Origin of the sequence: Ruminiclostridium papyrosolvens DSM 2782, assembly GCF_029318685.1 — a bacterium.
GTDB classification, from domain to species: domain Bacteria; phylum Bacillota; class Clostridia; order Acetivibrionales; family DSM-1351; genus Ruminiclostridium; species Ruminiclostridium papyrosolvens.
Map to the genome: position 1 here is coordinate 1169106 of NZ_CP119677.1, position 13215 is coordinate 1182320.

The following is a 13215-nucleotide window of genomic DNA, read 5'->3' on the forward strand; positions in this document are numbered from 1 at the left end:
TGCCCACAAGAGCAGGGAATATATAATTTAATTCTGAAAGAGAGGAAAATATATGAAACACTTAATTAAAAAAGGTTTTTCCATTGTTTTTTGCGTGTTTATGATATTGGCAAGCGTTTCAGCAGTTAATGCTGCCGCAAATCCAAATCCATCATGGAATGTTGACGAGAGGGTTATTTTTCACAACCAGTGCAGTCCATACGATTACTATGGGGCTAAAGACCCTACTATTGTTTATTACAACGGTAAATACCTGGTTTATTACACAGGTGCAAATAAAAGCGGCGGATGGCAAATGTGTTTTACATCTGCAAGCACAATTACAGATTTAAAGACTGCTAAACGTACATATATGAGTAAAATAGGAGAAAGTTATTTCTGTGCGCCGGAAATATTCTATTTTGAACCTCAGAAATTATGGTATCTGGTTTATCAGGATGGTACTCACGGAGCAGCTTATGCAACCACAACAACTCCTGACGACCCGAATTCGTGGTCGGGGCCAAAATCCTTTGGCATATCCGGCAACATGGGTTGGGACTATTATGTAATATGCGATGACCAGTACGCTTACCTGTACAATACACCAAGTGACGGGTCGGGAAAACTGTATATGAGAAAAACCACTCTGGCAAACTTCCCTAATAAGGGCTGGAGTACACCAACCGTAGCCTGCTCAAATGTTTTTGAAGGAGCAGAGGTATATAAGAGTCTTGCCGACAATCAGTATTATCTGCTTATTGAAGCAATGATAGACGGAAGAAGCTATGAACTCTTCACATCATCAAGTGCCGGAGGACCATGGACTCTGGTAAACAATAAATGGGCAACAAAAAGCAATCTTACAAAATACAACGCAGACAAGTGGACAACAAATGTATCACACGGAGAACTTATACGTGCCGGATATAATCAGAAGCTGGAAATCAATGATATAAACAAGGTGGATTTCCTAATTCAAGGTACGACAAACATGTCAGGTGAATACCAACAAATCACCTGGGATTTGGGCCTTATCAGAAATTACACCAAAGGTTCTGACGAGCCTGTTACTCCAAAATCTGCTTTTGACAAAATAGAAGCTGAAAGCTGGAATGACCAGTCCGGAATCCAGAACGTAACCTGTGATGAAGGAACCGAGGCTGTAGGGTACACTGAAAATGGTGATTACAGCGTATACAAGAGCATAGATTTCGGAAGCGGTGCTACCAACTTCCAGGCAAGAGTATCAAGTGCTACCAGCGGAGGTAAGATTGAGATAAGACTTGACAGTGCAACAGGTACCTTGGTTGGGACTTGCCCTGTTTCAGGAACAGGGGACTGGCAGACCTTTGCGGATGTGAACTGTTCCGTCAGCGGTGTAAGCGGTAAACATGACTTATATCTCAAATATGTCGGAGACAGCGGATATTTAATGAATATTAATTGGTTCAAGTTCGGAACTGGTTCCACAGATCCTGTAAACCCTACTTCAAAATTGGGTGATATAAATTCTGACGGACAGATAGATTCCATTGATTTACAATTAATAAAAAAGCACATTTTAGGTTTAGGAACAATAGAAAACACAAAGCTTGCGGACTTGGATGCAGACGGAGAAGTTAACGCTATTGATTTTTCACTTATGAAGCAATACATACTGGGGGTTATAGTTAAATTCCCGGGAGAAGGTAACACAGAACCCACAACTCCTAAATTCCATTGCTTCTTATTGCTTGGTCAGTCCAATATGGCGGGATATGCTGCATCACAGGCCTCCGATAAGGTAGAAGACCCTCGTGTACTTGTACTGGGTTTTGACAATAATTCAAAACTGGGAAGGGTAACAGACCAGTGGGATGTGGCATGCCCTCCTCTTCATGCATCTTGGCTGGATGCCATCGGCCCCGGTGACTGGTTCGGAAAGACTATGATACAAAAAGTTCCTTCAGGTGACACCATTGGCCTTATACCATGTGCTATAAGCGGTGAAAAAATTGAGACTTTCATGAAGTCTGGGGGAAGCAAATACAATTGGATTGTAAACAGAGCAAAACTTGCTCAGCAAAAGGGCGGAGTAATTGAAGGCATTATATTCCATCAGGGTGAATCAAACAGTGGTGACACCAGTTGGCCCGGAAAAGTAAAAACTCTTGTTGAGGACCTTAGAAAAGATTTGAGCTTGGGAGATGTCCCATTCCTTGCAGGTGAATTGCTTTACAGCGGACCTTGTGCAGGTCACAATAAACTGGTAAATCAACTTCCTTCCTTGATTTCAAACAGCTATGTAGTTTCAGCTGACGGATTAGTAGTAGATGCTGCAGATACACAATATCGTCTCCACTTTGGCCATGATTCATCAGTTACTTTGGGTAAGCGTTATGCTGAAAAAATGATTCAGGCATTGAAATGGTAACGTTAAGAAGAAACTTGGGTATAGGGTGACAATCCAACAGCCGACACCTACTAAAAAAATAACCCGGAATAGATTCTAAAAATAAGCATAGGCCGGGCCACCTTGAACCGGCCTGTGTTTTTTCTTAAGGAGGGATTTCGTGAAGATAAATAAGAATTTTATCAGGAGAGTCGGTGCTACTATCTTGGTGGGGGTACTGATTACGAGTGGAAATTTACCGTTTAGCGGTTATAAATCAATGGCCGCTTCTCAAGATATGGTTGAAACGGAGGATGCTATTATTCAGGATAATGACTTGACATTATTATACAACAGCATGGCAGGCAGCAACTTTTCAGGGAATCCGTACGATAATAACGAATCATTTTACAAGGCATTACCCCTCGGAAATGGTCGTATCGGTGCAATGGTTTACGGGAACTATCCTGATGAGAGGATTGATTTGAACGAAGCTACCTTTTGGAGCAGCGGCCCGGGCAACAATAACAGAGCCGGAGCTGCAAACTCATTGAAAACTGCTCAGGACCAATTGTTTGCCGGTCAGTATACAAACGGCAGCACCACTATTGCAAAGAGTATGATAGGCGGTGGAGAAGCAAAGTATCAGTCAATCGGTGACTTAAAACTCTCATTTGGACACAGTTCTGTTTCAAATTATTCCAGACAGTTGGATATGAATACCGGAGTTGTTTCAAGTGATTATACATATAACGGCAAAAAATATCATCGTGAATCTTTTGTAAGCTATCCAGACCAGATAATGGTAACAAAAATTACATGCAGCTCACCGGGTTCAATATCACTTACTGCCGGATATGAATCATCACTCAGCGGTCAGTATACCGTTTCTACCTCAGGCAATGACACCTTGGTAATGAACGGACACGGGGATTCTGACAATGGTATTTCATATGCGGTTTGGTTTTCAACACGCTCAAAGCTAATTAATACAAATGGCTCAGTTTCAGCTAACAACAACCAAATATCGGTTTCAAATGCAGATTCGGTGGTTATCCTGACTTCCATACGTACAAATTATATAAATTATAAAACCTGTAACGGAGATGAAAAAGGAAAAGCCACTACTGATATTACTAATGCTTCGGCAAAATCCTATGATACCTTATTAAACAACCATGTTGCGGACTATCAGAGCTTATTCAAGAGGGTGGACGTTGATTTGGGTGGCAGCGGAAGCGAAAACAGCAAACCTATGAGTCAACGTATATCTGAATTTGGCTCTACAAATGACCCCAAACTGGCAAAAGTGCTTTTCCAATACGGAAGATATTTAATGATTAGTGCTTCCCGAGATTCTCAGCCAATGAACCTTCAGGGAATCTGGAATAAATTCCGCAATCCTGCTTGGGGTTGTAAAATGACTACCAATATCAACTACGAAATGAATTACTGGCCTGCTTTTACCACAAATCTGGCTGAGTGTTTTGAGCCATTCGTAGAAAAGGCAAAAGCTCTTCAGGCTCCCGGTAATGAAACTGCCCGTGCTCATTACAACATATCAAACGGATGGGTATTGCACCACAATACCGATTTGTGGAACAGGACGGCTCCTATTGACGGTGAATGGGGCTTCTGGCCAACCGGTGCCGGTTGGGTTTCCAACATGCTGTATGATGCATACAATTTTAATCAGGATACAGCATATTTAAATGAAATCTATCCTGTAATAAAGGGAGCGGCAGATTTTTTACAAACATTGATGCAGTCAAAGAGTATTAACGGACAGAACTATCAGGTTATATGTCCGGGAACTTCACCGGAACTTACACCACCCGGTAACAGCGGAGGACAGGGAGCTTACAACAGCTACGGTGTAACAATGGACAACGGAATCAGCAGAGAACTATTTAAAGCTGTAATCCAAGCAGCAGGGATACTAAATATTGATTCTTCATTTCGTTCAACCCTCCAATCAAAGGTTTCACAGATTAAGCCTAATACAATAGGCAGTTGGGGACAATTGCAGGAATGGGCCTATGACTGGGACAGCCAGTCAGAAAAAAATCGTCATATCTCCTTTGCCTATGATTTATTCCCCGGATTGGAAATAAACAAACGAAATACACCTTCTATTGCCAACGCAGTAATTAAATCCTTGAATACCCGCGGTGACGTTGGAACAGGTTGGTCTGAAGCATGGAAACTGAATTGCTGGGCGAGATTGGAAGATGGAACCCATGCGTATAATCTGGTGAAACTGCTGATTACACCTGTTAACAAAGACGGACGACTCTACGACAATTTATGGGATGCACATCCTCCTTTCCAGATAGACGGTAATTTTGGTTTTACCTCAGGAATAGCAGAAATGCTTTTACAAAGCCATAATAATGAAATTCAGCTTTTACCGGCTTTGCCAAGTCAATGGTCAACCGGACATGCCGATGGCCTTTGTGCCCGCGGAAATTTCACTGTTACAAAAATGAATTGGGCAAATGGGGTTTTGACGGGAGCCACTATCAAATCAAATTCAGGAAATGTTTGTAATGTCCGCTACGGAAATAAAACCATAAGCTTTCCCACAAAGAAAGGATACACCTATCAAGTGAATGGCTCATTACAGTTGGCAGAAGCCGAAACAGTTCTTACGAATGTGGCGTTGAATAAGACTGCCACTGCTTCAGGGGCCAATTCAGGTGAAGAGGCCGGAAAAGCTGTTGATGGTTCAACAACTTCCAAATGGTGCCATGATAAAGGGATTAGCGGTGAATGGCTGCAAGTCGACCTTGGCGAAAAATATGACATCAGCCGTTGGGTTGTGAAACATGCGGGTGTTGCAGAAGCAATAAAATTAAATACCAGAGATTTCACACTGCAGAAGAGTGATGACGGAGCTACCTGGACTGATGTTGATATAGTATACGGAAACCAGCAGAATATTACCGACAGAAATGTTCCTACCTTTAATTCAAGATATGTGCGTTTATTTATCAATACAGCCACTCAGGACAATTCCGGAGGTGCCAGAATTAATGAACTTGAGCTCTGGGGGAAGTCCGGTGATGCACCCATTGTAACAGATAAAAAGGGCGACATTAATAAAGACGGACAAATAGATGCAATAGATTTACTGCTGCTAAAAAAATATCTTTTGGGCTTAGAGCCAATAGAAAATACTCAATTGGCTGATATGGATGAAAATGGTGAGGTAAATGCAATTGATTTTTCACTGCTCAAGAAATATTTGTTGGCACAATAACTTAAAACAAAATTATTAATAAAGGAGATTTGTGATGATGAAAAAGTTTTTAAGTTTTCTATTAACAGGTTTATTTCTGGTATCTTTCATGAATATTAATCCAATGAAAGCATCAGCAGCTACACTCCCAACCTTGCCGCCATCAGGATTTGACTCGAATCAGAACAGTATTCCCCATGGTCAGGTAAGTTATTTCAATTATCAATCCTCAGCTACAAACAGCCAAAGGAGAGCAAGAATTTATCTTCCACCGGGATATTCAAAAGATAATAAATACAGTGTGCTTTATTTGCTTCACGGATACGGTGGAAATGAAAATGATTGGTACAGCAGCGGTGCAGCTAACGTTATCCTTGATAATCTCATTGCAGCCGGCAGCGTCAAGCCATTCATCGTAGTAATGCCAAATGCTAATGCAACAGGTACAGGAATATCGGATGGTTACGCAAATTTTAAAAATGATTTGCTGAAAAGTCTTATTCCTTATGTTGAGTCAAATTATTCAGTTTATACAGACCGTCTTCACAGAGCACTTGCCGGACTTTCTCTGGGTGGTGCGCAATCTATGAGTTTTGGTCTGACAAACCTTGACCAGTTCGCATACATAGGAGGCTTTTCTCCGGGAGGACCTGCATCAATAACAAGCGTTAATATGTTTCCTGATCTTGCTGTAACAAAACAGCTTACAAAGCTTCTGTTTCTCTGCATAGGTACTAATGATAATACATCCTTCTGCGAATCAATTGTTAATAACTGCAAGAAAGGCAGTATACCTTATACATATTTCCTTATTCAAGGAAGAGGTCACGATTGGTCTGTATGGAAACCAAGTCTGTGGAATTTTTCACAAATGGCAAGCGCTGCCGGATTTACAGACAATGGTTCCGTAAATCCGCCTGAGCCTATTTCTGCTTTCACAAAGATAGAAGCCGAAAGTTTTAGCAGCCAGTCGGGTCTTCAGACAGAAGATTGCAATGAAGGCGGTCAGAATGTTGGATTTATTGAAAACAATGATTATGCTGTTTATAGCAATATTGATTTCGGAGAAGGCGCTAAAAGCTTTCAGGCAAGGGTATCAAGTGCTACCAACGGAGGAAACATTGAAATCAGACTTGACAGTATTGACGGCACTTTGGTAGGAACTTGTCCGATTAAGGGAACAGGCGATTGGCAGACTTGGGCTGATGTAACCTGCAATGTCAGCGGAGCAAGCGGTAAACATGATTTATACCTGAAATTTACCGGAGACAGCGGATACCTGTTTAACTTCAACTGGTTTAAATTCAGTAATACGGCTGTTATAACAGGGAAAACAGGTGATATAAATAATGATGGACAAATAGATGCTATAGATTTGTTGCTGCTTAAAAAATATCTATTGGGCTTAGAGCCGATTCAAAACACACAATTGGCTGATATGGACGGAAATGGTGAGATAAATGCAATTGATTTCTCACTGTTGAAAAAATACTTGCTTGGAGCAAGCTAGGAATTAATTTGGGAGGGTTAAAATATGAAACTTAATTATAAGAAAATACTAAATGTATTTTTAGTTAGCTTAATAGTTTTTTCAATGGTATTCACAGTACAGGTAACTGAAGTTTCGGCAGCAAGTGACGTAACGGTTAATCTGTCAGCAGAGAAGCAGGAAATGCGTGGCTTTGGCGGAATGGTTCACACCGGGTGGCAGTCTGATTTAACTGCTGCTCAGAGAGAAACGGCTTTTGGTAATGGAAACGGACAGCTGGGTTTTTCCATATTGAGAATCCATGTTGATGAAAACAGCAGTAACTGGTCAAAGGAAGTAGCAACTGCTAAAAGTGCTATAGCACACGGCGGTATTGTTTTTGCTTCCCCTTGGAATCCTCCAACATCCATGCAGGAAAAATTCACAAGAAATGGAACTGCAAATCAAACACGCTTGAAATACGACCAGTATTCAGCGTATGCACAACATCTCAATAATTTTGTTAAATACATGAAGGACAACGGAGCTCCTCTTTATGCAATATCTGTCCAGAATGAGCCGGATTACGCACATACCTGGACATGGTGGACGCCTCAGGAAATGCTTAATTTTATGAAAAATAATGCAGGCTCAATTACAGGAGCCAAGGTAATAGCTCCTGAATCCTTCCAATACTTAAAGAATATGTCAGACCCCATATTAAATGATTCTACAGCACTTGCAAACATGGATATTCTTGGAGCACACTTCTATGGTACCAGTGTAAGTAACATGCCATATTCCCTTTTCCAACAAAAGGGAGCAGGAAAAGAGCTTTGGATGACAGAAGTATATGTTCCAAACAGTGACGCTGATTCGGCTGACCGTTTTCCTGAAGCCTTGGATGTAGCATATAACATGCATAACGGTATAGTTGAAGGAAATTTTCAGGCATATGTATGGTGGTACATACGCAGGTCATATGGACCTATGAAAGAGGACGGAACCATGAGTAAACGTGGTGCCATGATGGCTCAGTACTCCAAATTTGTTCGTCCGGGATACGTAAGAGTTGATGCAACAAAGAATCCGAATACAAATGTATTTGTATCAGCTTACAAGGGCGATGGTAAGGCAGTAGTTGTTGCCATTAACAAAAGCTCTTCTGCGGTAAGCCAGAAGATTAATTTGCAGGGGGCATCATCAGTATCAAAGATATCTTCATGGGTAACTGACGGCAGCAAAAATGTAGCAGCAGCAACATCATACACAGGAACATCTTTTACAGCTCAACTTCCTGCTCAGAGTGTTACAACCTTTGTAGCAGATCTTGGAACTATAACTCCTGTAGAGAAAGATGCTTTTTCCCAGTTGGAAGGAGAAGCATATGACGACCAGTCAGGAACTCAGAACGGAAGCAGCAATGAAGGCGGAGAATGCCTCGGATACATTGAAAATGGCGATTATGCAGTTTACAAGAATGTTAACTTCGGAGAAGGTGCACAGAGTTTTCAGGCTAGAGTATCAAGTGCCACCAGCGGAGGAAACATTGAAATCAGACTTGACAGCATTGACGGTACATTAGTAGGAACTTGTCCCGTTAAGGGAACAGGAGATTGGCAGACTTGGGCTGATGTAACCTGCAATGTCAGCGGAGTAACGGGGAAACATGACTTATACCTGAAATTTACCGGAGACAGCGGATATTTGTTTAACATTAACTGGTTCAAATTCAGTAAAGCATCTGTTGTAACAGAAAAAATAGGTGACATAAATAATGACGGACAAATAGATGCTTTAGATTTAATGGCATTGAAGAAATTTATATTGGGCTTAGATACAATAGAAAATACCAAGCTGGCTGATTTAGATGCAAATGGTGAGGTGAATGCTATTGATTTCGCATTGCTGAAGCAGTATATAATGGGTTTAATAACTGATTTTCCAACGAAATAATCAGCATAACTACAAAATAACAAAATAACTAAAGTCATATTCCAGTCAGGTAAATTAGCTTAAATGACAGAGTTGCCTGACTGGAATTTACTAATAAAGTAAATTAATACAGGTGGTGGTAGAGTGTGAAAAAACATGTTATTCCTGCGGTACTTGCTATAGTTGTTCTGATAGTAATGTTTGCAGCCTCATGCTCGGACAGCCGTAAAAGTTTGGAACTTTTGTCCGGCGATGTAATTCCTTCAAGTGCTAAATTATTTGGAGTTTCAGGTGAAGCATATAAAATAAGTGATATAAAAAGTAAATATAAAGTAATATTCTACCTTGACAGTACAAATGAAGATTCCATGAAAAGGCTGGACTGCATTTCAAAAACAATCAGTCTTTTAAACTGTAAAGATATCAGTTGTTTAATAGTTTGGGAAGACAGGATACCTGTAGAGGATATTCAAAAAGCAGGAATAGATAAAGAGTATAATTATTCTCTGAAAAACAAGGTAAGTCTCAGTGAATCAAAGCCAAATGCTTTTCTTTTGGATGAAAAAAACAAAATTAAAATAGTAACAGGTTACAGCTACGTAGCTTTGTTAAACGAATTAATAAATTTAAACGGGGAAAAAGATTTAAGCGTTAAGGCAGAAAAAATGATAGTAAACAATGTATCAAAGTCAGGTGATTACATAGATAACAACAAGGGAAAGACACTTCTTATGTTTATGTCGTCAGGCTGCAAGATATGCAGAGTCAGCGAAGAGGTTGTGAGTAAAAATATTGATTCTATGGGTAAAAAAATAAATATAATAACAGTTCGTCCGGATTTTGATACAAGACATTCTTATGATAAGAATTTAGAGATTGACCCTCAACAGATATATTTTAATATATTCTGTCACAAACAGGGTATTCAGGCTTCAAATAGAAAATACCCCATGTTCTTAATAGTCAATAACGACTATTCCGTTGAGAAGTTATTTACAGATGCAAATGAGGCAGTTAAATACGTACTGGGGTTGTAGACCGACAGAGGGGGAGTATACAATGAGAAAGTTTGCGCTTTTCCTTATAGTATTGTTATTGCTGGCACATGGAAGTGTTTTCTGGTCTATGGCAGAGAGTGAAAATAAAGTTACATCAGTATACTTTTACAGTCCCACATGTGCCTCCTGCAACAGTATGTCGGACTTTCTTGAAGATTTTAGTAAAAATCATAAGAACTTTGATTTGAGGAAGTATGATATATCTGATTTGAGAAACAAAAGCCTGTTGGACAAGTATAATGAAGCATATAAGGTTTCTGCGGAAGATGAGGGGATTGTTCCTGTTGTATTCATCAGGGACAAGTATTACACAGATGAACAACTAATCAGAGCTAATCTTGAAAAAGTGCTCAGCACCCCCGGGGCCAAAACACTGGAGATTAGCATTTCAGTCCAAACCCATGAAAAAGATATTAGTCGGTTTAAAGGCTTTACCATGCCAAGCGTATTCCTTGCAGGTATTATTAATGGGTTAAATCCCTGTTCCCTGTCCATGCTGCTGTTTTTCCTATCCCTGCTGGCTGTAAAGAAAGATAAGATACTGAAAATAGGAATGTCATTTATTACAGGCAAGTTTCTTGCATATGTGCTGTTGGGAACAATTCTGTTTCAGTTTTTGTCTATGTTTGATTTCAGGCTATTTAATACGGTTTTTAAGATAATATTTGCAATTGTGCTGTTAGCTCTGATTATTATGAGTATACAGGATTATTTTGCAGCCAAGGCTGAAAGATATGATAAAATACGCCTGCAACTTCCTCAAGCATTTAGAAGGTTTAACCATGGGGTAATAAAAAAAATATCGGGCTTTGCAAACCTGAAAATAATAGTGCTATTAGGCTTCCTGCTGGGAATGATTATATCCTTGGGGGAGTTTTTGTGTACAGGGCAAATCTATCTTGCTACTATTATTACAATATTCCAGACTAATTCACAGTTAAGCCTTCAGGCGTTGATTTCACTCATTGTGTATAATTCAGGAGTCATTATTCCCCTTGTAATATTGCTGTTTTTGGTGTACAAGGGCAAAGAAATTTTTGATGTCTCTGAGGCAATAAGAGAACGCCTTCATATTATAAAACTAATAAATGCGCTGATTCTGGCTTTATTCTTTATATTAATTCTTTTGTTTTTTTAAACATAATCGGAGGTGTAGGCCACATGCAGCCCAGTAAATTAATATTTATTGATAAAAAAGGCAGTACCAACTGTGAATGTAAATTAAATTCACTGCCTTTTAAAGATGAAATAATTATTGAAAAGAGTATAGAACTGTTCAATGACAGAGAGCCATGTATAATTCACAGAACTTATGTAATAAAAAAGCTTATGCTGGAAGTAAGCGAATACTTTGGCGAAGTGCTCCCCGACGGCAAGGGACAGATTACTTTGGAGGAGGTACCCGTCAAAATCAAAGAGCTTTTGAACATAAGTCGTGACGTGGTAAAAATTCAACTTGATTCATAAGGAGGTCTTAGAAAATGCAAAAAAGTATTAAAATTCAAATTCCAAAGGTGTTGTACATAACAATGCTGGTTTTTGTTTTATCATTAGTTTTATTGATTCCTAAACAGACATTTGCTTCAACCCCGGACTGGAAGAGTGTATTTAAAAACTCAGACACATGGTTTGGCAGTTCAGAAGGAATTGCACTGGCAGACAGTATAGTTCAGTACCAGCTTTCAGACGGAGGCTGGAGAAAAGATATGACAACAAGTAATAGCGGGTCCTGGGGCAAATCTACTATAGACAATGATACAACCACTTCTCAGATAAAAGTTCTGGCAAAGACTTACAATCAGACCAAAAATACAAAGTATCTTACGGCTTGCCAAAAAGGTATTGACCTTTTACTTAACGGACAGTATTCCAACGGTGGCTGGCCACAGGTATTCAACGATGCAGGAACCTATCATGCACATATTACCTACAATGATAATGCAATGATTCACGTTATGAACTTATTAACCGAGGTATCAAAAAAGTCAGGGGATTATACCTTCATAGACTCCACCAGAGCCTCAAGAGCAAGCAGCGCAATTCAAAAAGGTATTCAATGCATATTAAACACACAAATAATTGTCAATGGTGTAAAGACGGCATGGTGTCAGCAGCATGACGAAGTGACTCTGAAACCGGCAAGTGCAAGAGCATATGAATTACCTTCTAATTGTACCAGCGAGAGTGTTAGTATAGTAAATTACCTCAAAGGAATCAGCAACCCGGGTACAGAAATAACAAATGCCATCAACTCTGCCGTTAACTGGTTTGCACAGGTTAAAATACTTGGAATTAAAGTAATTGACACAGGGAATGACAGAATAGTTGTCAACGATACTACGGCGCCGCCAATATGGGCACGTTTTTATGAAATAGGTACCGACAAGGCTATTTTTGTTGACCGTGACGGTTCCATTCATTTTCAATTGTCAGAAATAAGTCAGGAAAGAAGAACCGGTTATGCTTGGTATGGGGATTGGCCCAAAAATCTGGTTAAGGATATCGTTATACCCACACCTGAACCGATTCCTGACGGTCAATATATCAAAGCACTGACTGTCAGCGATACGAGTAATGCCGCAGATTGGTCTGTTCAAAGCAATTTACAGGTGGGGGATACAGTATACGGGGACAGAACCTTTAAATTCACTCAAATTCCTCAAAGTCTTGCAGGTGCTGAATGGATTAGAACAGCATGTGATTCGAAGCTATATTCAGCTGATGAAGCCTCCTTTACTGCAAAATCGGATATAACTGTTTATGTGGCACTGGACACAAGGCTTACAGGAATACCCGCCTGGTTTGGAAGTTGGACAAAAACCGACGAAACATTAAGCACAGATAATGCCGTAACATATAACCTTTATAAAAAGGATTTTACTGTCGGTTCAAATGTAGTACTTGGCACTAATGGAACGTCCTCAAGTGTGGTTAATTATACCGTAATCGTAAAACCTAAATCAGAACAAGTGATTCTCAATGGTGACGTAAACAGAGATGGAGCAGTAGATGCCTTGGATTTTGCACTGGTCAAAAGGTACTTACTGACAGGAGCAGAAGAGGGAATGGATTTACATTCTGCCGATGTAAATAATGATAACTCTGTAAATGCAATTGATTTGGCACTTATTAAGAGTTATATTTTGAACTTAAACTGATA

Annotated in this window: 8 protein-coding genes; all 8 read left to right on the plus strand. The window is 39.8% G+C overall.

Going from position 1 to position 13215, the window contains the following annotated elements; genetic code table 11:
- Window positions 1–52: 52 nt before the first annotated feature.
- The 8 genes from P0092_RS05185 to pelA all read left to right on the plus strand — a co-directional run bounded on the left by P0092_RS05185 (window position 53) and on the right by pelA (window position 13213).
- Entirely contained in the window at window positions 53–2395 is a 2343-nt protein-coding gene (locus tag P0092_RS05185; protein ID WP_004616909.1) for a non-reducing end alpha-L-arabinofuranosidase family hydrolase, read from the plus strand.
- A 139-nt stretch (window positions 2396–2534) separates the two neighbouring features.
- Window positions 2535–5615 (plus strand): glycosyl hydrolase family 95 catalytic domain-containing protein, encoded by a 3081-nt coding sequence (locus P0092_RS05190; RefSeq protein ID WP_004616912.1) that lies wholly within the window; start codon window positions 2535–2537, stop codon window positions 5613–5615.
- 37 nt (window positions 5616–5652) lie between these two features.
- Window positions 5653–7104 carry a carbohydrate-binding protein gene (locus P0092_RS05195; RefSeq protein WP_004616914.1) on the plus strand — a complete coding sequence of 484 codons (1452 nt, stop codon included), beginning with the start codon at window positions 5653–5655 and terminating at the stop codon, window positions 7102–7104.
- A 24-nt stretch (window positions 7105–7128) separates the two neighbouring features.
- Window positions 7129–9018 (plus strand): glucuronoarabinoxylan endo-1,4-beta-xylanase XynC, encoded by a 1890-nt coding sequence (gene xynC, locus P0092_RS05200; protein WP_004616916.1) that lies wholly within the window; start codon window positions 7129–7131, stop codon window positions 9016–9018.
- 125 nt (window positions 9019–9143) lie between these two features.
- Entirely contained in the window at window positions 9144–10034 is an 891-nt protein-coding gene (locus tag P0092_RS05205; protein ID WP_004616919.1) for a hypothetical protein, read from the plus strand.
- A gap of 22 nt (window positions 10035–10056) precedes the next feature.
- Window positions 10057–11193 carry a glutaredoxin gene (locus tag P0092_RS05210; protein ID WP_276187094.1) on the plus strand — a complete coding sequence of 379 codons (1137 nt, stop codon included), beginning with the start codon at window positions 10057–10059 and terminating at the stop codon, window positions 11191–11193.
- A gap of 23 nt (window positions 11194–11216) precedes the next feature.
- On the plus strand, window positions 11217–11522 hold the full coding sequence (locus P0092_RS05215) for a hypothetical protein (protein WP_004616923.1): 306 nt from the start codon (window positions 11217–11219) through the stop codon (window positions 11520–11522).
- 14 nt (window positions 11523–11536) lie between these two features.
- Window positions 11537–13213: a pectate lyase gene (pelA, locus tag P0092_RS05220; protein ID WP_004616925.1), complete on the plus strand. Its 1677-nt coding sequence runs from the start codon at window positions 11537–11539 to the stop codon at window positions 13211–13213.
- Window positions 13214–13215 lie beyond the last annotated feature (2 nt).